The sequence below is a fragment of the Desnuesiella massiliensis genome, assembly GCF_001403615.1.
In the GTDB taxonomy this organism is placed as follows: domain Bacteria; phylum Bacillota; class Clostridia; order Clostridiales; family Clostridiaceae; genus Desnuesiella; species Desnuesiella massiliensis.
In genome coordinates, this window is record NZ_LN879456.1 from 762,583 (window position 1) to 788,664 (window position 26,082).

A 26,082-nucleotide genomic window follows, 5' to 3' on the forward strand; every position below is an offset into this window, starting at 1 on the left:
ACTAAATAAATAATCATTATTTATCAATTTTAATAGCATTTCTATTTTTTATAAAATAATCTATACCAGAGATTATAGTAATTATAACCGCAAGATATAAAAATAGTTCAGGAAGAAAATTAAATAAATTATTAAGTAAAGTAGTATTTGATATTATATTAGTAAGTTCATTCTGAGATTGTATATTGAACTTTAATAGTAATAAAATAATTGCTATTATTTGAATTACTGTTTTTAATTTTCCCCACCAGCTAGCTGCTATAACCACCCCATCAGAAGCTGCCACAGTTCTAAGGCCAGTCACTGCAAATTCCCTTGCAATGATAATTATTGCGGCCCAACTTGGTATTATGTGAAATTCTACTAAAGATACTAGTGCAGCAGTAACTAACAATTTGTCCGCTAAAGGATCCATGAATTTTCCAAAGTTGGTTATTTGATTTCTGCTTCTAGCTATGTATCCATCTAACTTATCTGTCAAAGCCGCTATAACAAACACTAAAGTAGCTAATGTTGTTCCATAAGGTATATCCTTTACCGCGATAAAGATTAAGAAAATGGGTACTAAAAAAATTCTAATTATGGTTAATTTATTCGCAAGATTCATTATAAACAACTCCCAATAAATCGTATTCCAAGGACTCACTTATCCTTACCTTAATAAAATCACCTATTTTGATATTTGAATTATTCTCTACTAAAATGTATCCATCTATTTCTGGCGCCATTTCTTGTGACCTACATATAAAATGCTCATTATTAAATCCTTCTACTAATACATCGTATATCTTACCTATCTTCTTCTTATTTATTTCAGCAGATATATTTTGTTGAAGTAACATTAATTCTTTCTCTCTAAATAGCTTAATATCTTCTTGGATTTGATCTTCCATTGTAGCTGCTGGTGTATCTTCTTCTTGTGAGTAAGTAAATACCCCTACTTTATCCAATTTATGTTCTGTTAAAAATCTTTTTAGCTCATTAAAGTCATCTTCAGTCTCACCAGGAAAACCGACTATTATAGAGGTCCTAATAACTATATCTTCCACTTCATTTCGTAGCTTCTTTAATAGTTCTTCTATTGAAGCTTTATTCGTTCTTCTCCCCATTCTTTTAAGGATAGAATCACTTACATGCTGAATTGGAATATCAATATATTTACATATCTTATCATTATTCTTAAATTCTAAAATCATATCATCCGTTAACTCTTCTGGGTATGCATAGAGAACCCTTATCCACTTTAGTTTTTCAATTTTGCCTAGTTCCTGTAGAAGTTCTACGAGCATTTTCTTTCCATAAACATCTTCTCCATATCTAGTAGTATCTTGTGCTATTAGTATTATTTCACTAACGCCACCTTTAACTAAAGCAATAGATTCATTAATTATTGACTCTATAGTACGACTTCTATATTTACCTCTTATCTTAGGAATTATGCAATAGGTACAATGATTATTACATCCCTCTGCTATTCTTATATAGGCTACTTGTTTATCTGTAGTGATTATTCTTTCTCCATCATTAATATTATCATTACTGTAATTGCACTGTATTATTTTTTCTTTATTAGATATAAATTCTTCTATATAATCATTAATTTTCTTATAATCATTTACACCGAGTAAAACATCTATTTCTGGCATTAACTCTATTAAATCCTTACCATATCTTTGAGTTAAGCATCCAGTAGCTATTAACAGTTTGCAATTATAATTCTTCTTATATGCAGCCATTTCAAGAATGGTATCTATAGATTCTTGTTTAGATTTTTCTATGAAGCCACAAGTATTCACTATTATAATATCTGCTTCTTTAGGATTATTAGTTATCTCGTAATTTCTCTTAATGTTTCCCAGCATTATTTCTGAATCCACTCTATTTTTGTCACAACCTAAACTTATTATCCCTACTTTGTATCTAGTCAATTTATTTCCTCCCAAATTTAAAATATACAAATTAATTTTAAATCTCTTTCATCAATTAAACAAGTATTTTTTAATAAATATTAGTATACTATATTTCTTCTTTAGATACTAGTATTTGCCTTGGCTTACTACCATCTTTAGGAGATATTATTCTCCTTTCTTCTAATTGCTCCATAATCCTTGCAGCTCTATTATAACCTATCCTTAATCTCCTTTGAATTAGAGAAGTAGAAGCTTGCCCACATTCAACTACAATCTTTATTGCTTCTTCTAATAATTCATCCTCTTCATCAGTATCAGTACTATCACTAGCTTCGTTATTAATGTGTTCTATTATTTGAGATTCATAATTTATTTCTCCCTTTTGATTTTTAATGAAAGAAACTACACGTTCCACTTCTTCTTCCGAAATAAAGGCTCCTTGAACTCTTAAAGGTTTCGATTCTCCTACTGGGTAAAAAAGCATATCTCCTTTACCTAGGAGCTTCTCTGCCCCAGATGAATCTAGTATAGTTCTTGAATCCACTTGACTTGATACTGCAAAAGAAATTCTTGAAGGAATGTTAGCTTTAATAACTCCTGTAATTACATCTACAGAAGGTCTTTGAGTTGCTATTACTAAATGCATACCAGCAGCTCTAGCCATCTGTGCTAATCTTCCTATATAGTCTTCTACATCGTGGGGGCAAACCATCATTAAGTCTGCTAATTCATCAACTATTATAACGATCCAAGGCAATTTTTCTTGTATTTTTCCTTTATTAAATAACTCATTAAAGCCTTCTATATTTCTAACTCCATTGTCTGCAAAAAGCTTATATCTTCTTGTCATTTCATTTACAGCCCAGTTTAAAGCTGCTGCTGCTTTCTTTGGATCAGTTACTACAGGTATTAATAAATGAGGTATCCCATTATATACATTTAACTCTACTACCTTAGGATCTATCATAAGCAACTTAACATTATCCGGTGAATATTTAAATAACAAGCTTATTATTAAAGTATTTATACATACACTTTTACCTGAACCTGTAGCCCCCGCTATAAGTAGATGAGGCATTTTAGTTAAATCCGAAACCACACAATTTCCTGAAATATCTTTACCTAATGAAAAAGCTAAATTCTTGTTACTGTTTTTAAATTCTTCTGAGTCCAGTACTTCTCTTAAAAATACAGGCATTAAATCCCTATTAGGAACCTCTATGCCCACTGCAGACTTTCCAGGAATAGGAGCTTCTATCCTAACACCATTAGAAGCCAAGCTTAGTGCTATGTCATCAGATAAATTTACTATTTTGCTAACCTTTACCCCAGCATTAGGCTGAAGTTCAAATCTGGTAACAGAAGGCCCCTTAGTAACTTGAATTACTTTAGCTTCCACCCCAAAGCTACTTAAAGTTTCTTCTAATTTATTAGCATTATTAAGTAAATCCTTTTTATCCTCTTTATTCATTTTTAAAGCCATATTAGGATTTAAAAGTTCCGTTGAGGGGAATATATATTCACAATCATTATACGAATTTTTCTCTTCAATTTTCTGAGACAGCTCTTTATTAATCATTTCTTTTACTTCATTATCTAAAGAGGTATTTTTTTTGTTATTAGATTCAACTATAGTATCCTTATTATCTGCATTAGTATCTTGTTCTAAGGCACTCTCTCTCATGAAATCTAAAATTTTTATCTTACTGTTTAGTCCTTTTATAAAATTATCTTTGTCTTTAGCAGCGGAGCTTTCTTCAACTAAGGAAAACTCTTGAGGAACATTTGCCAATTGCGGTTTTTCTTCTACAATCTTTTTTCGCTTTGGTATATCAGTAGTAATTAAACTTTTTATTGCTAACCCAAAATCGTATAAAGAAAATTTAAATATCATCATAAGAGCTATTATTAATAATGAAATAAATACTATAATAGATCCTGCTGCACCAAGTAGCTTGTATAGAGGAATATCTATTAATAAAAATAGAATTCCACCATGCATTACTTCATTGCTATTAACAATATTTTTTAAAGCATCAAGTAATATTCCATTATAAAAATCTTCAATAGTTATAATCTGAATAAATAAAACACTGATTACAGCTAATAGAACTAGTCCATAAAATCTTGTATTTAATTTGCTGAGTTTTTTATTTGCTATATAAAGCGTACCAAGAAATATTATTATAAAAGGAACAAAAAAGGCCCCTACTCCAACCAAGGAAATTATAATCCTGCGTAAAAAAGAAAATAAAATTGCGTTTGACTTGCTATATACGCTAATACCTATTAAAATGCCAAAGGTTATAAGAATTACCCCTATAATTTCATTATTATAGGATAAATTATTTTTAGTTTTTTTACTTCTACCCATTATTTTTCACCTCGCTTTAAGATTATTTCTACACAACCTGCTATATTTCCTTTTATTTAAGTATGTAAAATAAAATAACTAATTAATACATTAGATGAGATAAATGGTATATCTACTACTATAAATAAACCATAGGAAAAACCTATGGTTTATTATCTATTAAAGAATTTAATTTTCCAATAGCTTCTTTGACTCCTCCCACTTCATCAATGAGTCCATATTTTACTGCTTGTTCTCCAATTAAAATAGTTCCCATATCATTTAGCAATTCATCTGTCTGAAGCATTAATTTTTGAAGTGTAGCTTTTTCAATTTTAGATGTTCTAATGATAAATTCATTTATTCTTTCTTGCATTTTGTTAAAATATTCGAAGGTCTGAGGTACTCCTATAACTAACCCATTCATTCTTATTGGATGTATTATCATGGTAGCTGAAGGAGAAATAAAAGAATAGTCAGCAGAAGTAGCTAAAGGAACTCCAATGGAATGACCGCCTCCAATTACTAAAGAAACTGTTGGTTTGCTAAGGCTTCTAATCATTTCAGATATAGCTAATCCCGCCTCCACATCTCCACCCATAGTATTTAAAATAATAAAAATACCTTTTACCTTATCATTTTGTTCCATAGATATTAATTGAGGTATTATGTGTTCATATTTTGTTGTTTTTGTTTGTGGTGACAAGACTCCATGGCCCTCAATCTGACCTATTATTGGCACTACTTGTATTCTTTGATTATTATCTTCATTTTGTACTGCTTGAATCCCTAACTCTTTAATAGACTCTATAGATTCATTTTTTTTATTATCTTTTTCTTCGTTGAACATATTTCTCTCCTCCTATGAACTTATTTTGTTCATTAAGAAGATTTAATATTCATTAATTATCCTAGCTTAAAAGCGCGATGCAGTGCATTAATTGCTTGCCCTGTAGATTTTCCTTCCACAAGACACCAAATAGTGGTATGAGAATCTGCAGTTTGCAATACTTTTATATTTTCATTTCTAAGCACCTTTAGTATCTTAGCCATTACGCCAGGTATACCTCTTATCCGTGAACCTATGATTGCAATTTTGCTACAATCTTCTATAGATTCATACTTAATTTGTAAGTCTTTAAGAACTGTTTCTATTTTAAATTTATCCTTCGAATCTACTGTAAAAGTCTTTTTATCAGGAAATATATTTATTAAGTCAATACTTATACAATGATCCGCTAAAATATCCAATATACTATCATAGTTTTCATTATGCTTATTATTTTCAAATTCAATATTTACTTGAAGCCTATTACTCATATGAGTGATTCCTGTTATCAAACTATCGTTAGTAAACTCACCATAGTTATCTATAATAGTTCCTTCACATTCACTCATAGTATTTTTAATAGTTAAAGGAATATTGCCTCTCATCGCAATTTCTACAGCTCTTGGATGTATTACTTTAGCTCCTTGGTCTGCAAATTGAAATACTTCATTATAGCTTATTTTATTTATTAGACATGCATCTTTTACAATGCGAGGATCTGCAGTCATTATTCCATCTACATCAGTATATATTTGAATTTCTTCAGCCTTTAATGCAACACCCAGCAAAGCTGCTGTAACATCACTGCCACCTCTACCTAGAGTGGTTATATATCCCTCTCTACTTACTCCTTGGAATCCTGATACTATAGGTACAATACCTTCTTCTAATAAACATACTAACTTTTTATTATCTACCTCTAGCACTTTTGCATCACTATAATTATCATCAGTTATTATTCCTGCTTGACCACCAGTAATAGGTAAGCACTTTATGCCTTTTTCCCATAAATGATTGCATAGAACTACAGTACTTATAATTTCTCCACAACTCATTAATAAATCTGCAGATTGAGCGTTACTGCTTTTAAATCTATTTGATACTAAGGATAATAAAGTATCTGTGGCATAGGGCTCGCCTTTTCTCCCCATAGCAGAAACAACCACTACAGGACTATAGCCATCTTGCTTTGATTGTAAAATTTTATTTACCACTGAATTTCTTCTTTCATTACTAGAAACAGAAGTACCGCCAAATTTTTGTACTAATATCTTCATAAACCGTCCCCCTCTTATGGAGATTTTTTAATTATGTTTATTAAAGCTTGCTCCTTTTGATTAAGCTATCCTCTATGTCTACAATTATGGTTTTAGCACCAATTTTTTTTACATATTCCCAAGGTATCTCTAAGAATTCATTATTACTAAAAAAATTGAATTTACTTTGATTATTATTCACTATTAGTAATTTAAAATTTCCTTCATTATCTATAACTATATCATTATTACCTAAAAAATTATACTTCTCTCCATCATTAACGTTGATGATTTCATATCTTTCCATTTCGCTATATAGCTTTACGCTTTCATTCATCACAAATTTCCCTCCTTAATAATATCCTTTTATAATTCTATGTACTTAGTAGAGGGCATATTACATAATTATGCTTAAATGAAATTTTTGTTAAAGCAATTTAGGAGCTATTTCTCTATTGGCAAAAGTATTTTTACTTAAATAATTCTCAAATTTAAGAAAATCTACATTACTTCCTACAAAAGCTGAGTTTAATATTCCAGGCTTAAAACATTTTTCGAGGATTTTATTTACTGAATCACTATCTATATTATCAATTTTCTTCATTACTTCTTCTGGAGTGTTGATCTTATTTAAAAATAGCATTGCTTTTCCATTGCTAAACATTCTGCTGCTTGTGCTCTCTAGACCTAAAATATAACTACCTTTTATTTGTTCTTTTGCAATCTTTAACTTCTCTCGTGATATTCCCTGCTTATAATAATTATAAATTTCTTCATTTATATAATTTACAGCATCATAGGCGCAACTTGGGTTAAGGCTAGTATATATGTTTAAGCTTCCTGTATTATTATAAGAGGATGCATAGGAGTAAATTGTATAACACAATCCCCTTTCTTCTCTTATATTTTGAAATAAAATTGAAGACACACCGCCGCCAAAAATGTTATTTAATAACAATAAAGTATATACATCATCATTTCCTAAAGGTATTCCTTGAAGTCCTAAGCAAATGTGAAGCTGCTCTATGGCTTTCTGTTTATATAGATGATTAGTAAGAATTGCAGGGGTAGAATAATTAGTAATTCTTTTCTTATTACTGCTCCATTGTCCAAAATACTCTTCTACTATTTTATTTATATTATTAACATCAAATTTTCCACAAATAGAAATCACTGAATTCTCAGGAATATAATACTCTTCTATATATTCTAATAGATCATTTCTGGAAAAGCTTTTAACATTTTTAGCAGTACCTAATATGGGCAATGAGATAGGATCTTCTCCCCAAACAGACTTACAGTGTAAATCAGCTAAAACATCTTCAGGAGAGTCTTCATTCATACTAATTTCTTCAATTACTACTCCCTTTTCCTTATCAATGTCTTCGCTCTCAAACTTACTATTAAACAACATATCAGAAAGTATATCAAGACTTAAATCTAAGTGGCTGCTCAAGGTTTTTATATAGAAACAAGTAGCTTCTTTCCCAGTGAAGGCATTTATTTGCCCACCAACATTCTCAATACTTTCAGCTATATCCTTGGCAGATCTTTTACGAGTACCTTTAAAAAACATATGTTCTATAAAGTGTGAAATACCATTATTTAATGGAGCTTCATTTCTTGATCCGTTTTCTACCCATAGTCCAACACTAACAGAATTTACATAATCTATATACTCTGTTATCACTCTTAAGCCGTTATTTAGTCTATATACCTTATACATAAGTAACCTCCAGTAAAAAATAAAAAGGCATTGATGCCCTTCTATTTTTAAATACTATTTTTCTTCTTCTTCCTGCTCATTTTCCTTTATAGCATCTTTTCTTGAAAGATTAATCCTTCCCTGATTATCTATCTCAGTTACCTTAACTAAAATTTCATCTCCTACAGATACTACATCTTCTACCTTATTAACTCTATTCACATCAAGCTTTGAAATATGGACTAATCCTTCTTTTTTAGGCAGAATTTCAACAAAGGCTCCGAAAGCAGCAATCTTTGTAACTTTACCAAGATATATTTCCCCTGCTTTTACTTCTCTTGTTAAATCTTCTATCATCTTTATAGCAAGTTTACCACCAACTGGATCACTGCAGGATACAAATATCTTTCCATCTTCTTTAATATCTATTTTAGCACCGGTTTCAGCAATTATATTATTTATTACTTTTCCACCTGGTCCTATTACATCTCTAATCTTTTCAGTATCAATAGTTGTGGTATAAGTTTTAGGTGCATATACAGAAACATCAGATCTATGAGTTGGTATACATCCATTTATTTTTTCAAGAATATGTAGTCTTGCTTTTCTAGCCTCTTCCATACTCTTTTTTATACATTCATTAGAAAGACCTTTTATTTTGGTATCTACTTGAATAGCCGTAATTCCTTTTTCAGTTCCAGCTACTTTAAAGTCCATATCTCCAAAGAAATCTTCGATACCTTGAATATCTGTTAATATTTCTTCTTCTGTTAAATCTTCACTGGTCACTAATCCCATAGCTATACCTGCTGCTGGTCTCTTAATTGGAACCCCTGCGTCAAGTAATGCTAAAGTACTTCCACATACACTAGCCTGAGAAGTAGATCCATTGGAGCTCAACACTTCTGATACTAATCTTATGGTATATGGGAATTCTTCCTCTGATGGAATTAATGGCTCAAGAGCTTTTTCAGCAAGAGCACCATGCCCTATTTCTCTTCTTCCAGGACCTCTTAAAGGTTTAACTTCACCTACACTGTAAGAAGGGAAATTGTAGTGATGCATATATCTTTTAAACTCTTCTTCCCCTATACCATCTAAAATCTGAACATCTCCTAAAGCTCCAAGAGTTGCTACAGTTAAAACTTGAGTTAGTCCCCTTGTAAATAAACCTGTACCATGTGTTCTTGGCAGTAAAGATACCTCACAGTTAATAGGTCTTATGTCATTAAAACCTCTTCCATCAGGTCTTCTCTTTTCATTAAGTATCATATTTCTTACGATATCTTTTTGTACTCTATAAACTATATCGGATATATCTGCTTTGTTATCTGGATACTTTTCGCCAAATTCCTCAGATATTTTTTCTTTTGCTTTGTCCATAGCTTCATTTCTTAAATCTTTATCTGTTATATACATGGCTTCCTTTATTATATCAAAGCAGAATTCTCTTACTTCATTTTCTAAGGCTTCCTCTACCTTATATAATACTGGTATGGCTTTCTCTTTACCAAATTGCTTCATAGCATCCTCTTGGAATGCAACAATTTGCTTACATGCGTCAAATCCAAACATAATAGCATCATACATAACCTCTTCTGGTATCTCTTGACCACCAGCCTCAATCATGGTTACTCTTTCCTTTGTAGCACAAACCGTAAGTGCCATAGAGCTTTGTTCTCTTTCCTTTGAAGTTGGATTTAATACAAAATTTCCATCAATTATACCCACGGAAACTGCTGCCACTGGGGCTGCAAATGGAATACTTGAAATACATAGTGCAGCGGAAGCAGCATTAATTGCTAATATCTCTGGCAAATTATCATTTTCTACAGATACAACTGTACAAACTACTTGAACGTCATTTCTATAGCCCTTAGGAAATAAAGGCCTTAAAGGTCTGTCTATAGCTCTTCCGCTCAATATAGCTTTTTCAGAAGGTTTACCTTCTCTTTTAATAAAACCTCCTGGAATTTTTCCTACTGCATATAATCTTTCCTCATATTCAACACTTAGTGGAAAAAAATCTATTCCTTCTCTTGGAGAAGCTGAAGCATTAACATTAGTTAAAACCACAGTATCACCATAACTCATTAATATAGCTGCATTAGATAACATTCCAATTTTGCCATATTCTAATTTAAGTTTTCTTCCTGCTACAATGGTTTCTATAGTATGTTGCATAATTTATACCCTCCTTCCAAATCTATTAGTAGTATTAACATAATTTTTCAAATTATAAGTTTTTTAAAATAATAGAGCGGTAAAACCCGCTCTAACTTATCTTCTTAATCCTAGTTTTTCAACTATTGAACGATATCTTGTGATATCTTGAGCCATAAGATAATTTAAAAGACCTCTTCTTTGTCCAACCATCATTAAAAGACCTCTTCTTGAATGGTGATCTTTCTTATGAGCTTTTAAATGATCTGTTAATGAATTGATTCTTTCTGTTAATAAAGCTATTTGCACCTCTGGTGATCCTGTATCACCTTCATGCCTTGCATGCTTTACTATTATTTCTTGTTTTTTTGCCTTATCCATTAGTAAACACCTCCATGTAATTATCCCCTAAATCCAAGAAAAAAGTTGGCAATCTTTTATCTTAGAATCAGGTTCTCAACGGTAATTATAGCAAATTTATTCCTTGTTGTAAATTATTTTTTTAAATATTTATACTTATTTCTTTGGTTAAAGCTTCTTCTTTATCTATTTTTAACTGCTCTATCAAAGCATCTAAAGAAGAAAACTTAATTTCCTCCCTAGTTTTTTCAATAAAGTACAACTCAATTTCTTTACCATAAATATCTTCATTAAAATCTAAAATATAGGTTTCTACAGTAAGGTCAGTTCCTTGAACTGTAGGATTATATCCTACACTAGTAATACCCCTATAAGTTTTAAAATTGTATAATACATTTGTATAATACACACCTATTCCAGGAATAACGAAGTTTTTATTTATTTCCAAATTGGCTGTAGGAAATCCTATTTTCTTTCCTAACCCTTTTCCTACAATCACTTTGCCACTTAACATATAGGGTTCTATAAGCATTTCATTAGCCTCTTTTACCTCACCATTACTTATAAGGTTTCTTATCTTAGTACTGCTTACAACTTCATTTTCATAACTAAGAGCCTCCATTATAATAAGCTCAAAATTATATTTAACACTTAATTCTTTTAATAAGTTTATGTCCCCTGAATTCTTATAACCAAATCTATAATTAAATCCTACTACTATACCTTTAACATTATATGTGGTACATAGTTTCATTATAAAATCCTCAGGCAATATTTTCATAAAGTCTTCATTGAATTCTACCATACAAGTAACATCAACATGGCTTTTTTCTAGCAGTTTTATTTTAGCATTATTGTCTAATAATAATTTAGGAGCTAAAGCTTTATTAACCACTGTTAAAGGGTGATTTTTAAAAGTATAAACCATACTTTTGGCATTATTTAGTTTTGCTTTTTCTATAGCTTTATTAATTAAGCTCATATGACCTATATGTAATCCATCAAAGCTTCCAAGGGCAACATAAGTATTAAAATCAAAGGCTTTTTCAAACTTAGAATCTAACATAATCATATCAATAATCTACCTCTATATTAGCAGCTTTAATAATTTAAAGCCCTTTATATTTTTTTGACCCAATCCAATTAACTCATCTTCCTTAGAAAATACCCTATAAATATTATCATCTATAACCTTGTTTAATAATTGTGGATCTGCAATGCATACTCCGTTTATTAAAAGATTGCAAAACTTATCTTCAATAATGAATTTTTTATATGAACCTAATGCCCGCTCCATAGGAATAATAAAGTTTGAAATATTATCATTGTTTAATTCATCAATATTAATAGAATCTTCTATAGAAAAGCTTCCATTATTTTTTCTAGTTAGTTCAGTCATAGTTGCTCCACAATTAAGCCTATTTCCAATGTCATAACAAAGACTTCTTATATAGGTTCCCTTAGAGCACTTAACATCAAAACTTATGCTAGGCTTATTTATTAAAATATTGTCTATAGAATATATTGTTATTTCTCTTGCTTCTCTTTCTATAGTTATTCCCTTTCTAGCCAGCTCATATAGTTTTTTACCATTCACTTTTATAGCAGAATACATTGGAGGAATCTGTTTTTGTATTCCTACAAAGCTATTGATAGTATCTAGTATTAGGTTATCGCTTATGCTTAAGCATTCTTTTTCCTCTATTATTTTACCTTCAAGATCGTAGGTATCAGTGACCATGCCTAACTTTAAAGATACTCCATAAGTTTTTTCATTATGCATAATATAATCAATAATCTTTGTAGCTTTTCCAACACAAACTGGCAGTACTCCTGTGGCCATAGGATCTAAAGTTCCAGCATGACCTACCTTTCCTGTATTAAGCAACTTTTTAATCTTATATACTACATCAAAGGAAGTAATTCCTTTAGGTTTACATATATTTATTACTCCATCCATCATATCAACTCTTTTTCAATCTGAATTAGCAAATCCTGCTTAATCTCCTCTAAACTCTTGCCCTGAACTGTAAAACCTGCGGCTTTAGTATGTCCTCCGCCTCCATAGAATTCTGCTATTTTTCTAACATCAAAATAGTTTTTACCTCTTAAACTAATTTTATATCCAGAGTCCGTTTCTTTAATTAAAACTGCTACCTCTACTTCTTTAATGTTAACGCCATAAGAAATTATGTCAGAGGTATCTCCTGGCTCTATATTACACTTTGCTAACATATCCTTAGTTAAATACATAAAACATACCTTGGAGCCATGTCTTAAATCAATACTATCAAATACTCTAGAATATAGCCTTAGACGCTCTAAACTCGTTTCCTCAAATATAACTCTATGTACCTCAGAAAAATTAAAGCCAGTCTTTGTTAAAGCACCTGCTATTTCATGAGTTCTTTCTGTGGTATTTGAATGTTTGAAGCCACCTGTATCAGTTAATAAAGAAGTATATAGGCATATAGCAATATCCTTATCTATAGATACATTTAATAAATTAATTATATTAAAAACTATTTCTGCTGTTGCTGCTGCTTTTGTGTCAATAAAATTATAATGGCCATACTTATCATTGCTTAAATGATGGTCTATGTTAATTAGAGTGATTTCTTTATTGCTTACATCTCCAGATATCCTTTCGTAATTACCACAATCTAAAGCTATTATACAAGTTATCCCTTGATGTTTTTCTCTAGCTTCATCCTCTATTTTGGAAGCATAGGGAAGAAAAGTATAGGTAGAAGGAATAGCATCCTTTGATAGTATATAGCATTTTTTACCTATACTTTTTAAACATTGCATTAGAGCTAAAGCACTCCCTAATGAATCTCCATCTGGTGATTGATGAAAGGTTATTCCAATCTCTTCATGGGAGTTAATAATTTCAACAATTTCTTTCAAATCATTCATTTGATGATTCATTCTCCTTTATTTTCTCTATTAATGAGTCTATATACATTCCTCTTTCAATAGAACTATCTAATTCAATAAGTATCTCAGGAGTATGCCTTAATTTAACCCTACTTCCAATCTCTTTTCTTAAAAACCCACTAGAGCTTTTTAAAGCTTCCATAGTATTGGCTTTAGCCTCTTCACTACCGAAAATGCTCACATAAACTTTTGCATATTTTAAATCCTTTGTTACATTTACATCAGTAACGCTTATCATAGCAGTTATTCTTGGATCCTTCAAATTATTTCGAATAATGCTGCTAACTTCTCTCTTAATTTCTTCATTTATTCTGCCACTTCTGTAATTAGCCAATGCAATCTCTCCTTTTATAGTTCTTTTCTCTTAACTTCCTGCATTGTATAGGATTCTATAATATCGCCTTCTTTTATATCATTAAATTTCTCAATGCTTAAACCACATTCATAGCCAGTATTTACCTCTTTTGCATCATCCTTGAACCTCTTTAAGGATGCTAGCTTTGATTCTAATATAACTATTCCGTTTCTTATTAGTCTAATATCGCTATTACGTACTATTTTACCATCTAAAACATAACAACCAGCTATAGTACCTATGCTAGATATTTTATATATTTGTCTTGCTTCTGCTCTTCCAAGCACTACTTCCTTGAAATCGGGCTCAAGCATACCTATCATGGCTGATTTTATATCTTCTATAGCATCATATATGATTCTATATGTTTTTATATCTACTTTCTCTTTTTCGCTTAAGGTTATAGCATTATTATCAGGTCTAACATTAAATCCTATAATTATAGCGTTTGACGCTGTGGCCAAGGTTACATCAGTTTCAGTAATAGCACCTACGCCATCATGTATAACACGAACTTTAACCAAATCTGTAGATAGTTTCTCTAAAGATTGTTTTAAAGCTTCAACAGATCCTTGCACGTCAGCTTTAACTATTAATGCTAATTCTTTTACCTTTCCTTCTTGAATTTGATTATACAAATCTTCTAAGGAAACTCTATTAGATTGTAAATATTGATCCTTAAATTTATCTTTTCTTGAATTAGCCATTTCTCTTGCAGTTTTTTCATCTTTTACTACATTAAACTTATCTCCCGCGGAAGGCACTTCAGATAATCCTAATATTTCAACTGGAATAGAAGGGCCTGCTGCTTTAATATTTTTACCTTTATCATCAAACATAGCTCTTATTCTTCCATAAGTAGTACCAACTAATATAGAATCTCCTACATGCAAAGTACCATTTTGCACTAATAAAGTAGCTACAGGACCTCTTCCTTTATCTAATTTAGCCTCTACTACGGTACCTTTAGCTTTTCTAGAAGAATTTGCTTTTAACTCTTGCATTTCCGCAGTTAAAAGTACCATCTCTAGTAAGCTGTCTAAACCTTCTTTTGATTTTGCTGAAACTGGAACACAAATAGTATCTCCGCCCCAATCTTCAGCTAACAAACCAAACTCAGTTAATTCTTGCTTAACCTTATCGATATTAGCTGCTGGCCTATCTATTTTGTTTATGGCCACTATCATCGGAACATCCGCTGCTTTACAGTGATTTATAGCTTCCTCTGTTTGAGGCATAATTCCATCGTCTGCAGCAACTACAAGAATTACTATATCAGTAATTTGTGCTCCTCTTGCTCTCATGGAAGTAAAGGCTTCATGACCAGGCGTATCTAAAAATGTTATCTTTTCTCCGTTTAAATTTACAGTATACGCACCAATATGTTGTGTAATACCACCGGCTTCTTTTTCAGTTACTTTTGATTTCCTAATAGCATCAAGCAAAGAAGTTTTACCATGGTCAACGTGTCCCATAACTGTAACTATAGGTGGTCTCTTTTCTACAAAAGAATCCTCTTCCCCTTCTTCGATTTCCTCTACTTCTTCCACACTTTCCTCTTTCAGTGATAGCATAACCTCAAATTTTTCTGCTACCTTTTCAGCAGTTTTAAAATCAATCTCTTGATTTAGCGCAGCCATAACTCCACTAAATATTAATGCCTTTATTACTTCTGAGCTTGGTTTTTTTAATTTTTCTGATAATTCTTTAACTGTTATAGTGTTACCTATTTCTATACTATCTATATCGTCACCCTCTTGTTCTTCATCTCCAGTATACTCTTTACCTTGAGCGAATCTTTTATTTTTATTCTTGTTTTTCTTACCATTGCGATTTACTTCTTCCGCAACCATATCTTCATATTCTTCTACTAGCCCTTTTTTCTCTTCCGCATCCCCTGCTTGTTGTTTGGCTTTATCTAACATTAATTCCTTAATTAAATCTGCATCTTCATTTTCTATAACACTCATGTGGTTTTTTACTTCTATTCCAAATTCGTCCATCAACAAGTTGATTAGCTCTTTGCTTGAAATATCTAACTCTTTTGCTAATTCATAAACTCTTATTTTTGACAAATTCTTCACCCCCGATTAATTTATACTATTTTGGTCATTTATGAGCTTATAAAGATTTTCAGCCATAGATTTATTGGTAACTCCTATAATACTTACAAAATCTTTACTTACAATCTCTCCCAAATCGTACTTAGAGAACCTATTAATATATTGGACTTCATATCTATTGCAGTAGTTTATAAATTTTCTTTTAGTATTTTCAGAAACATCCTCAGAAATTATAATCAATTGTGTTTTATTATTTTTTAATGCCTCTTCGCATCTATTATATCCTTCTAATAGATTACCAGACTTTTTAATTAGCCTTATGAATTGGATAACTTTATTATCAATCATTAATTATCTCTTCTCTCAATTGAATATAAATCTCTTCATTAATGTTCGTTTCTAAATTCTTATTTAGTCTTTTACTTTTATAAGCCTTTTCTAAGCATTCTTTATTTTTACAAATATAAGCGCCTCTTCCTGGCTTCTTTCCTACTAAATCTACTGATACTATGCCCTCAGGACTCTTTACTATTCTAATAAGTTCTTTTTTGGGTTTCATCTCCATGCAGCCATTGCACATTCTCATTGGAATCTTTTTTACCTTCATAAATATCACCTCTCTTTAGAGCACTTACCCTATTTGAGATTTGCTTTTTATATCGATTTTCCATCCTGTTAATTTAGCAGCTAATCTAACATTTTGACCTTCTTTACCTATTGCTAGAGATAACTGATTATCATCTACTACTACTCTTGCAGATTTATTTTCTTCATCCATAGTCACATCTAAAACTTTCGCTGGACTTAATGAATTAGCTATATATTCTTCAGGTAGCTTACTCCATTTTATGATGTCAATTTTCTCATTCTTTAATTCATTAACAATGTTTTGAACTCTTACTCCTTTGGGACCTACACAGGCACCCATAGCGTCTACATTTTCATCGTTAGAATGTACAGCTATTTTAGTTCTCGAACCAGCTTCTCTAGCAATGCTTTTAATTTCAACTATGCCATCATATATTTCAGGCACTTCTAATTCAAAAAGCCTTTTTACCAACCCTGGATGAGTCCTTGACACTACAACCTGTGCCCCTTTGGTGGTATTCTTTACTTCCACGATGTATAGCTTTAATCGTTCATTAAAAATATATTCCTCACCAGGCATTTGTTCATTGGGTCCAAGCACAGCTTCAATTCTGCCTAAATTTACAAAAACATTTCCTTTATCTTTTCTTAAAACTGTCCCTGTTAATATGTCAAATTCTTTTTCTACAAATTCATTATAGATAATGTTTCTTTCAGCCTCTTTTATTCTTTGAACTACTACTTGTTTAGCTAGTTGCGCTGCTACCCTTCCAAAAGTTCTTGGAGTTACTTCTATCTCAGCAATGTCATCCACAGCGTACCTTGGGCTTATCTTTCTAGCTTCTTCTAGGTCAATTTGAATAATAGAATCTACTACATCTTCTACCACAGTTTTTTGTGCATATACGTGAATTTCTCCTGTTTCTCTATTCATGCTGACCCTAACGTTTTGAGCTGAATTTCCTACATTAGCATAATTCTTTTTATAAGCAGCAACTAATGCATCTTCTATAGTGGTAAAGAGTAAATCTTCACTTATACCTTTTTCCTTTACTATTTCTTTCAAAGCTATTATAAATTCTTCATTCATGTCATAACCTCCTTATATCTCCCCTTCTAAATTACTTCTAAATTAATAGACTTTATTTTTTCCCTATCAATAGTAATATTTTCATTTCCCTCTTTTATTACTACTTCACTTTCATTAAAATCTATTAATTGTCCTTTAATAGCTTTTTTACCGTTTACAGCTTTAACTAATTTTAAAAGAACTAATTGTCCTATACTCCTTTGAAAATGCTTATCTGTATATAAAAATCTATTAATGCCAGGAGAAGAAACTTCTAAATAATAAGGGTCTGTAATGGGATCTTCTTCGTCTAAAAGATCACTGATTCTTCTACTTACCTTTTCACAATCTTCAAGGGATATCCCATTTTCGTTATCTATATATATTCTTAAGTAGTTTTCTCCATTTTCTTTTACATATTCTAAATGATAGAACTCATAATTCAGAGACTCAACAACGGGAGATATGATCCTTGATAATTTATCAATTAAAACATTATTATTCATTTAATCGCCTCCTTCTTAGTATTATATTTTGTATTTTAGCTTAATATATTACAGATTTAATTAAAAACGCAACATTTATGTTGCGTTTACAAAGAGAAAGAGCGGGTTATAAGCCCACTCTCATATAAGCTAGAAATTTTGAAAATTATCCTTATAAACATCTTAGCATATTAAGTAATTAATTACAAGTATATATTAAAATTAGTATTTATTATTTAAAATAAGCTTAACTGATTTGTTTCTGGTAAATCTCTTAACCATCCATGCTTATCTAAAGTCTCTATAACAGTTTTACTTACCTTAGTTCTAAGTCTTAAATCCTCTTTGGAAATGAACTCTCCATCTTTTCTGCTTTCAGCAATACTTTTTGCAGCATTCTCTCCTGCACCTTGAAGCGCCTTAATTGGAGGCCTGATTCCCTCTTCTTCTATAATAATAAAAATATGTAGGCTCGACCTACATATTTTCAATTTCCTTTAATAATTCTTCCACTAATTTATCTTCACTAACTTTTTTTATTATTTGACCCTTTTTAAAAATTAAGCCTTCATTTTTGCCACCAGCTATTCCTATATCAGCTTCACGAGCTTCACCAGGGCCATTAACTACACAGCCCATAACTGCAACCTTAATCTTTTTATGGCAGTTTTTTAATTTTTCTTCAACTTCATTTGCAATTTTTATCAAATTAATTTGGGTTCTGCCACAGGTAGGGCAAGAGATAAATTTTATCCCTTCCTCTATATATCCAATGGATTTCAAAATTTCTTTCCCTACTCTTACTTCTTCTATAGGATCACCGGTTAAGGATACTCTTATAGTATCTCCTATACCTTCACATAATAAGGTACCAACGCCTATACTAGACTTTATAGTACCGCTCCATAAGGTTCCCGCTTCTGTTACCCCTAAGTGCAATGGATAGTCTACTATTTTTGAAATCTTTCTATAGCTTTCTATCATAGTTATCACTTCAGAGGATTTTATAGAAATTACAATATCTTCAAAATTAAATTTATTTAATATGTCTACATGCCTTAAGGCACTTTCTACCAAAGCCTCTGCTGTTACTTTCTTGTACTTTTCAAGCAAGTCCTTTTCTAAAGAGCCTCCATTTACACCTATTCTGATAGGAATATTTTTTTCTTCAGCACTCTCTGCTACTAATCTTACTCTTTCTGAATCTCCAATATTTCCAGGATTTATTCTTAGGGCAGAAACTCCGTTTTTTATAGATGCAAGAGCTAACCTATAATCAAAATGTATATCCGCTACTAGAGGAATATTTATTCGTTTTATTATGGAACCTAAAGCTTCTGCAGCTTCCATATCTAATACAGCACACCTTACTATATCACAACCTTCTTTTTCTAAGGCTAATATTTGATTCACTGTTGCTTCAATATTTCTAGTGTCTGTATTGGTCATGGATTGAACAGTTATCCTAGAATCTCCACCAACAAAAATATCTCCAACTTTTATTTTTCTGGTATTTACTCTATTCATTAGTTTCACTCCTAAAATTTAATGGGAAATAAAATATCTTTTATAGTAACAATGACCATTAATCCAATAAGCAATGAAAAGCCTATATAATTTAAAGTAGATACCACTTTGTCACTAATCTTTCTTCTTGATATAAACTCTATGAAAAGTAGTAATATCCATCCTCCATCTAAAGCAGGGAAAGGCAGTAGATTAAACACAGCTAATTGTACACTTAAATAAGCAGAGAACCACATCAAACTGTCGATTCCAGCCTTTGCAGCTGTTCCTGTAGCCTTAATAATAGTTACTGGACCTCCTACATCATTTATGGAAGCCTTTCCTGAAAATAACGTTTTTAAAGCTACAAAGGTTTGTTTAATTAAGGATATAGACTCATTAAATCCATATTTTATACTTTCACCTATGCTTGGACTTTCAACCTTAGAAGGTCTTATACCTATAATATATCGATTATCCTCAGCACTCTTTTCTGGAGTTATAGATATGGTTTGTTTTTTTCCTTCTCTGTTTATTTCTAAAGATAAACTATTACCATTAGCAGTGTAAATCTCAGTTGTGAAATCCTCCCAAGTGGTTATCTTTTTATTATTAACCTTGGTTATTTCATCCCCAGCTTTTAATCCAACTTTTTGAGCAGGAGAATTATCTATTATTTCGGATATTTTATTTACTACAAAACCATTATTAAATGAAATAATAGCAAATAAAATAATTGCTAATATAAAATTCATAATTGGGCCAGCAGCTATAACACTAATCCTTCTTAAAGGGGATTTATTAGAGAAGGCTCTATGATCAGAAGTAGATTCTTCTTCTCCTAACATCTTAACATACCCACCTATAGGCAAGGCTTTAATTAGATATTCTGTTTCTTTACCCTTAATACCTATTATTTTAGGTCCCATACCTAGTGAAAACTCTTCAACCTTAACTCCATTTATTTTTGCTAAGGTAAAATGCCCTAATTCATGACCAACAATCAAAATACTAAATGCTAGTATCGCTAAAATAATATACACTTTATTTCCTCCTTATTTATAAGCACTTATTTATTATAAATTGCCTAGTTTCCTTATCCTTTATAAAAATATTCTCTAAGGTTATTTCTTCATTATAGCTTAATTCATCCATGGATTCTTCAATAATATTGGATATATCTAGAAATTTTATTCTACCTCTTAAAAATAAATCTACACAAACTTCATTAGCTGCATTCATTATTGTTGGCATTAATCCGCCAGCCTTACCAGCTTCATAAGCTAACTTTAAGCATTTGAAGGTTTCCAAATCAGGCTTTTCAAAAGTTAAGCTGCTGATTTTTGAAAAATCTAATTTTTCCACTATGGCTTTTTTTCTAAAAGGATAGTTCAATGCATATTGAATAGGCAATCTCATATCCGCAGAACCTAATTCGGCTATTATACTTCCATCCTTATATTGAACCATAGAATGTATTACACTTTGTGGATGAACTACTACTTCAATATTTTCATAATCTGTATCAAAAAGCCACTTAGCTTCTATAACTTCTAATCCTTTGTTCATTAGAGTTGCTGAATCTATAGTTATCTTTTTGCCCATACTCCAATTAGGATGCTTTAAAGCCTCCTCTACTTTTACATCTTGAAGCTCTAATAACTTCCTCCCTCTAAAGGGTCCCCCTGAAGCTGTCAATATTATTTTATCCAAATCCTCTCTTTTATTTCCTTGCAAGCACTGAAAAATTGCATTATGCTCTGAATCTACGGGCAAAATATGCACACCATTTTTCTGTGCCTCTTTCATCACCAATTCTCCTGCAACAACCAAGGTTTCCTTATTAGCCAAGGCTATATCTTTTTTTGCCTTAATAGCCTTTAATGTTGGTTCTAATCCAATCATTCCTACTACAGAGGTTAAAACCATATCTACTTCATTTAAAGAAGCTATGGTGTTTAATCCATCCATTCCATACAGCAATTCGGTTTTTATATTGTTTTTATTGCAATATTCCTTTAATGGTTCATAGGCATTAATATCAGTTACTGTAACGTATTTAGGACTAAATTCATTAATAATCTCTATGGCCTTTTTATAATTAGAATGTACTGAAAAAGCCATCAATATAAAGCTATCCTTTTCCTGTCTTATTATATCTAGAGCTTGCGTTCCAATAGAGCCAGTGGCTCCTATTATTGAAATGTTTTTCATTATAAATCCTCCTAAGTATTATGTAGATTAGTAAAAAATTTATGCCTATATATAAATATTTATAACCAGGTTTATATTATACCAAAACTTTTACCATAAGCAAAAAAATTTATAAATTTAATATATCATATTTACTACTTAATATAAAGTAATGATTAACCAACATTTGTTAATGCTAAAGAAATATCTTTAGCTTACTCACCAATGAAGCCTTATATACTATTTATCCTAGGTTATTTCTGCATAAAAAAATCATAACAATAAATATAAAGAGTTTTACTCTATCTTTACATTTATTGTTATGATTAAAAGCTACCTAATATTTTTAAATGCCTAATATAAAAGTTACATAATAGTAAGTCACCATAGAAGCAAATAAAATACTGTCAAATCTATCCAATATACCTCCATGACCAGGTATTAAATTACTATAATCCTTTACCCCTACAAATCTTTTTACAGAAGATGCAAATAAATCACCAAATTGACAAAACACTCCACAGATTGCACCTATAATAAAATAATGATAGATTGCTATATTAGGAATATATCTTGTTAGAAAAATTCCATATAACCCACAGGCAATAGCACTGCCTAGTAATCCACCTATAGAGCCTTCAATAGTTTTTTTAGGACTAACTTTAGGACATAATTTTCTTTTTCCAAAGAATCTTCCAGTATAATATGCAGTGGTATCACAGAGCCAAGAAGATATAAATATTATCCAAATTAATAAACTTCCGTAGTCCTTTGTATATAATTGAGGAATAAAACTAAATAATACACCTACATATAATAATCCTAAAAAAGTAACAGCAATATCAATAAAGTTATATTTAGTATCAATTACAGGTATACATAGCAAAATAAACAAGAGTAACATGAGTATATAGAACAGGTTGCCCAAAGATAAATTAAAAACATAATAAATAATACAGGTGGCAAAAGCAAAATATTTTAATGGATTTATGTTTTTATTTTTCATTATATTAAAGAATTCATTCATACCAATTAAGGACATGATTAATACTAAAGCCTTTAAATAGACTCCACCTAAAAATAAAAATATTATTAGAGGAGAAATTATAATGGCTCCTAAGTATCTACTATTTTGTTTCATAATTATCCCCCCTCTTATTTAATGCCGCCAAATCTTCTATCTCTATTTTGATAGTCATAAATTGCCCTATGTAAATGCTCTGGCTTGAAGTCAGGCCAATTTATATTTGAATACCAAAACTCTGAATAAGCGCATTGCCATAATAAAAAGTTACTTATTCTTTGCTCCCCACTTGGTCTTATAATTAAATCTGGATCAGGCATATTGGCTGTAAATAAATACTTGCTAATTATTTGTTCATCGATGTCCTTTGAGGTTATCTTACCATTTTTTGAATCATCAACAATATTTTTTATAGCAGTTATTATTTCTGCTCTACCTCCATAATTTAATGCCAAATTCATGACAACACCTGTATTATTTTTAGTTCGTTCATAGGCACTTATTAATTCATCTTCACACGTTTTAGGAAGCTTACTTATATCCCCTATATGATTTATAACTACATTATTAGAGTTTAGTTCTTCAAATTCGTTGCGTAAATATTCTACCAATAGACGCATAAGAGAATTAACCTCTTCTGATGGTCGTTTCCAATTTTCTGTAGAAAAAGCATATAAGGTCAAGTATTTAATCCCCAATCTATTACATTCCTTAACTACTTCTCTTATAGTCTCTACACCAGCTTTATGTCCCATTGCTCTAGGCAGATTTCTTTCCTTGGCCCATCTACCATTACCGTCCATAATAATAGCTACATGTTGAGGCACTCTACTTCTATCTATATTAATTTTCTGTTCTTTTTCAATCTTTTTCTTCTTATTAAAAAATATCAATTGTAATCTAACCTCCATTTTATTTTATTAAATAAAACCTGCTAATGCAGGTTTTATAATAATCTAAGGAATTAAATTGACATTATTTCTTTTTCTTTTGCTTCAACCATAGCATCAACTTCTTTTATAAAGTTGTCTGTTTTCTTTTGAATATCCTCTTCGCCTTTTTTAATTTGATCTTCAGAAACTTCATTTTCTTTTTTTAAGGTTTTTATTTTATCATTGGCTTCTCTTCTAATGGATCTTATAGCTACTTTTGCGTCCTCACCAGTCTTCTTAATGTTTTTAACTAAATTTTTTCTTGTTTCCTCCGTCAATTCCGGAACTACTAGTCTGATAACAGAGCCATCATTAGAAGGATTTATTCCTAAATCTGATTTTAATATAGCTTTTTCTATAGTCTTTAGTGAACTTTTCTCCCAAGGTTGTATTAATAAAATTCTAGGTTCAGGAGCGGATACATTAGCTACTTGACTAATTGGAACCATGCTTCCATAATATTCAACCTCTATCCTATCTAACATAGTAGGATTGGCTCTTCCTGCTTTCATGGTAGCTAAATCACTCTTTAATACTGCTATAGTCTTCTTCATTTTTTCCTCTGCTTTTAAAATTATGTCCTTAATCATAAAAAAACCTCCTTAAAAATTATTTTGATACCAAAGTTCCTATTTCGCTTCCCATAATAGCTTTTCTTATATTTCCTGGTTCATCAAGTCCAAAAACTAATATAGGAATATTATTATCCATGCATAAAGAAGTGGCAGTAGAATCCATAACTTGTAATCCTTGCTCTAACACCTCTATGTATGATAGTTTATCATACTTTTTAGCATCCGTAAATTTATGAGGATCTTTATCATAAACTCCATCAACTTTTTTAGCTAATAATATGACATCTGCTTCGATTTCCGCTGCTCTTAGAGCTGCTGTTGTATCTGTAGAGAAGTATGGATTACCTGTACCTGCTGCAAAAATTACAACACGACCTTTTTCTAAATGTCTCATAGCCCTTCTTCTTATGAAAGGTTCTGCGATTTCTCTCATTTCTATAGCTGTTTGCACTCTAGTATTTACCCCAACACTCTCAAGTGAATCTTGAAGAGCTAAAGCATTAATACATGTAGCTAACATGCCCATGTAATCAGCAGTGGTCCTATCCATGCCTTCACCACTTCTGCCTCTCCAAATATTGCCTCCACCAACTACTGCTCCTATTTCAATGCCCATATCTACCAATTCTTTTATCTCTATTGCAATTCTCTTAGCAACATTAAAGTCTATACCAAATCCATTTTCTCCGCATAGAGCCTCACCTGATAGTTTAAGGATAATTCTCTTATATTTGCAAACTTCCATATAAAAACCTCCAAAATTTAATTTTATTTAAATTATTCCTTTAAAAAAAGAGAACACGCAGTGTTCTCTTTTTCTATTTTCCCTGCTGCATTTGTTTTTGTACTTCTTCAGCAAAGTTCTCTTCTTTCTTTTCTATTCCTTCTCCTCTTTCAAATCTAGCAAACTTAGTTATAGTTATTGGAGCTCCAACTTCTTTTGATTTTTCTTGTAGATATTTAGTAATAGTATAGTCTGGATTTCTAACCCATACTTGTTCAACTAAGCATACTTCTTTATAGTACTTTTGAACTCTACCCTCTACCATTTTATCAACTATTTTTTCTGGTTTGCCTTCATTTAAAGCTTGAACTCTGTATATTTCTTTTTCTTTTTCAACAGCTTCATTATCAACACTTTCTTTGTTTAAGAATAGTGGATTTGCAGCTGCTACGTGCATAGCTACATCTTTAGCTACTTCTGCTACTACAGAATTCTCAGTACTACATTCTAATTGTGCAAGAACACCGATTCTTCCGCCTCCATGAATATAACTTGCAATTACACCATTTTCAACTGCAAATTTTTCAAATCTTCTAAAGTTCATGTTCTCGCCTAGTTTAGCAATTAAAGCAGTTACAGCTTCTTTAACTGTTAATGCTTCATCATCTATGTATTTTTCTTCTAAGAAAGCTTCAACACTATCAACAGTTGTAGTTGAAGCCATTTTTGCTAGGTTTTTAGCTAACGCTACGAAATCTTCATTAGCGGCAACGAAATCTGTTTCACAGTTTAACTCGATTATACCTGCTGATTTCTTGTCTTCAGAAACATAAGTTTCAATTATTCCTTCTGCTGCTACTCTTCCAGCTTTCTTAGCTGCTGCTGCTAATCCTTTTTCTCTTAATAATTCAATAGCTTTTTCCATATCGCCATTAGTTTCATTTAAAGCTTTTTTGCAGTCCATCATGCCTGCTCCAGTTCTTTCTCTTAGCTCTTTAACTGATTGTGCAGTTATCATCGATTATTCCTCCTTAAGATAGTTAATTTAAAAG

General features: G+C 31.1%; 26 protein-coding genes and 1 pseudogene. All 27 read right to left on the minus strand.

Going from position 1 to position 26,082, the window contains the following annotated elements; genetic code table 11:
* Positions 1-16 precede the first annotated feature (16 nt).
* Positions 17-607 carry a CDP-diacylglycerol--glycerol-3-phosphate 3-phosphatidyltransferase gene (pgsA, locus tag BN2665_RS14430; protein ID WP_055667801.1) on the minus strand — a complete coding sequence of 197 codons (591 nt, stop codon included), beginning with the start codon at positions 605-607 and terminating at the stop codon, positions 17-19.
* The gene (gene rimO / locus BN2665_RS14435; protein WP_055667802.1) at positions 591-1,928 is read right to left on the minus strand and encodes a 30S ribosomal protein S12 methylthiotransferase RimO; all 1,338 of its coding nucleotides are present in this window, start codon (positions 1,926-1,928) and stop codon (positions 591-593) included. The genes pgsA and rimO overlap by 17 nt, the downstream gene beginning before the upstream one ends.
* Positions 1,929-2,016: 88 nt before the next feature.
* Positions 2,017-4,284, minus strand: a complete 2,268-nt coding sequence (locus tag BN2665_RS14440; RefSeq protein WP_055667803.1) for an FtsK/SpoIIIE family DNA translocase — start codon at positions 4,282-4,284, stop codon at positions 2,017-2,019.
* A gap of 142 nt (positions 4,285-4,426) precedes the next feature.
* On the minus strand, positions 4,427-5,113 hold the full coding sequence (locus tag BN2665_RS14445) for a ClpP family protease (RefSeq protein WP_055667804.1): 687 nt from the start codon (positions 5,111-5,113) through the stop codon (positions 4,427-4,429).
* Between the two features lie 56 nt (positions 5,114-5,169).
* The gene (gene dapG, locus BN2665_RS14450) at positions 5,170-6,369 is read right to left on the minus strand and encodes an aspartate kinase (RefSeq protein ID WP_055667805.1); all 1,200 of its coding nucleotides are present in this window, start codon (positions 6,367-6,369) and stop codon (positions 5,170-5,172) included.
* 40 nt (positions 6,370-6,409) lie between these two features.
* On the minus strand, positions 6,410-6,685 hold the full coding sequence (locus BN2665_RS14455; RefSeq protein ID WP_055667806.1) for a YlmC/YmxH family sporulation protein: 276 nt from the start codon (positions 6,683-6,685) through the stop codon (positions 6,410-6,412).
* Positions 6,686-6,775: 90 nt separating this feature from the next.
* Complete coding sequence (locus tag BN2665_RS14460) at positions 6,776-8,074, minus strand: M16 family metallopeptidase (RefSeq protein WP_055667807.1); 1,299 nt, start codon at positions 8,072-8,074, stop codon at positions 6,776-6,778.
* Between the two features lie 54 nt (positions 8,075-8,128).
* Positions 8,129-10,237, minus strand: coding sequence for a polyribonucleotide nucleotidyltransferase (locus BN2665_RS14465; RefSeq protein WP_055667808.1), 2,109 nt, complete (start codon positions 10,235-10,237; stop codon positions 8,129-8,131).
* A gap of 96 nt (positions 10,238-10,333) precedes the next feature.
* A complete protein-coding gene (rpsO, locus tag BN2665_RS14470; RefSeq protein ID WP_055667809.1) occupies positions 10,334-10,597 on the minus strand; it encodes a 30S ribosomal protein S15 in 264 nt (87 codons plus the stop codon).
* 121 nt (positions 10,598-10,718) lie between these two features.
* Positions 10,719-11,648: a bifunctional riboflavin kinase/FAD synthetase gene (locus BN2665_RS14475; RefSeq protein WP_055667810.1), complete on the minus strand. Its 930-nt coding sequence runs from the start codon at positions 11,646-11,648 to the stop codon at positions 10,719-10,721.
* Between the two features lie 15 nt (positions 11,649-11,663).
* The gene (truB, locus tag BN2665_RS14480) at positions 11,664-12,536 is read right to left on the minus strand and encodes a tRNA pseudouridine(55) synthase TruB (RefSeq protein ID WP_055667811.1); all 873 of its coding nucleotides are present in this window, start codon (positions 12,534-12,536) and stop codon (positions 11,664-11,666) included.
* Complete coding sequence (locus BN2665_RS14485; protein WP_055667812.1) at positions 12,536-13,495, minus strand: DHH family phosphoesterase; 960 nt, start codon at positions 13,493-13,495, stop codon at positions 12,536-12,538. Before BN2665_RS14485 ends, truB begins: the two co-directional genes overlap by 1 nt.
* Positions 13,488-13,850 (minus strand): 30S ribosome-binding factor RbfA, encoded by a 363-nt coding sequence (rbfA, locus tag BN2665_RS14490; RefSeq protein ID WP_055667813.1) that lies wholly within the window; start codon positions 13,848-13,850, stop codon positions 13,488-13,490. Before rbfA ends, BN2665_RS14485 begins: the two co-directional genes overlap by 8 nt.
* 14 nt (positions 13,851-13,864) lie before the next feature.
* Complete coding sequence (infB, locus tag BN2665_RS14495; protein ID WP_055667814.1) at positions 13,865-15,946, minus strand: translation initiation factor IF-2; 2,082 nt, start codon at positions 15,944-15,946, stop codon at positions 13,865-13,867.
* A 15-nt stretch (positions 15,947-15,961) separates the two neighbouring features.
* Positions 15,962-16,282: a ribosomal L7Ae/L30e/S12e/Gadd45 family protein gene (locus BN2665_RS14500; protein ID WP_055667815.1), complete on the minus strand. Its 321-nt coding sequence runs from the start codon at positions 16,280-16,282 to the stop codon at positions 15,962-15,964.
* Complete coding sequence (gene rnpM / locus BN2665_RS14505; protein ID WP_055667816.1) at positions 16,275-16,541, minus strand: RNase P modulator RnpM; 267 nt, start codon at positions 16,539-16,541, stop codon at positions 16,275-16,277. Before rnpM ends, BN2665_RS14500 begins: the two co-directional genes overlap by 8 nt.
* A gap of 24 nt (positions 16,542-16,565) precedes the next feature.
* Positions 16,566-17,612, minus strand: coding sequence for a transcription termination factor NusA (gene nusA / locus BN2665_RS14510; protein WP_055667817.1), 1,047 nt, complete (start codon positions 17,610-17,612; stop codon positions 16,566-16,568).
* Positions 17,613-17,638: 26 nt separating this feature from the next.
* Positions 17,639-18,097: a ribosome maturation factor RimP gene (rimP, locus tag BN2665_RS14515; RefSeq protein WP_055667818.1), complete on the minus strand. Its 459-nt coding sequence runs from the start codon at positions 18,095-18,097 to the stop codon at positions 17,639-17,641.
* 215 nt (positions 18,098-18,312) lie between these two features.
* A pseudogene (locus tag BN2665_RS14520) lies at positions 18,313-18,531 on the minus strand (helix-hairpin-helix domain-containing protein); the annotation flags it as partial.
* Between the two features lie 22 nt (positions 18,532-18,553).
* A complete protein-coding gene (gene ispG, locus BN2665_RS14525) occupies positions 18,554-19,603 on the minus strand; it encodes a flavodoxin-dependent (E)-4-hydroxy-3-methylbut-2-enyl-diphosphate synthase (RefSeq protein ID WP_055667820.1) in 1,050 nt (349 codons plus the stop codon).
* Positions 19,604-19,614: 11 nt separating this feature from the next.
* Positions 19,615-20,625: an RIP metalloprotease RseP gene (gene rseP / locus BN2665_RS14530; RefSeq protein ID WP_055667821.1), complete on the minus strand. Its 1,011-nt coding sequence runs from the start codon at positions 20,623-20,625 to the stop codon at positions 19,615-19,617.
* Positions 20,626-20,641: 16 nt separating this feature from the next.
* Positions 20,642-21,796, minus strand: a complete 1,155-nt coding sequence (gene dxr, locus BN2665_RS14535) for a 1-deoxy-D-xylulose-5-phosphate reductoisomerase (protein WP_055667822.1) — start codon at positions 21,794-21,796, stop codon at positions 20,642-20,644.
* 325 nt (positions 21,797-22,121) lie between these two features.
* Positions 22,122-22,916: a phosphatidate cytidylyltransferase gene (locus tag BN2665_RS14540; RefSeq protein ID WP_055667823.1), complete on the minus strand. Its 795-nt coding sequence runs from the start codon at positions 22,914-22,916 to the stop codon at positions 22,122-22,124.
* A gap of 14 nt (positions 22,917-22,930) precedes the next feature.
* Positions 22,931-23,692 carry an isoprenyl transferase gene (locus tag BN2665_RS14545; RefSeq protein WP_423229858.1) on the minus strand — a complete coding sequence of 254 codons (762 nt, stop codon included), beginning with the start codon at positions 23,690-23,692 and terminating at the stop codon, positions 22,931-22,933.
* A 71-nt stretch (positions 23,693-23,763) separates the two neighbouring features.
* On the minus strand, positions 23,764-24,321 hold the full coding sequence (frr, locus tag BN2665_RS14550) for a ribosome recycling factor (RefSeq protein ID WP_055667825.1): 558 nt from the start codon (positions 24,319-24,321) through the stop codon (positions 23,764-23,766).
* 19 nt (positions 24,322-24,340) lie between these two features.
* Positions 24,341-25,051 carry a UMP kinase gene (gene pyrH / locus BN2665_RS14555; protein ID WP_055667826.1) on the minus strand — a complete coding sequence of 237 codons (711 nt, stop codon included), beginning with the start codon at positions 25,049-25,051 and terminating at the stop codon, positions 24,341-24,343.
* 73 nt (positions 25,052-25,124) lie between these two features.
* Complete coding sequence (gene tsf, locus BN2665_RS14560; RefSeq protein WP_055667827.1) at positions 25,125-26,048, minus strand: translation elongation factor Ts; 924 nt, start codon at positions 26,046-26,048, stop codon at positions 25,125-25,127.
* Between the last annotated feature and the right edge of the window lie 34 nt (positions 26,049-26,082).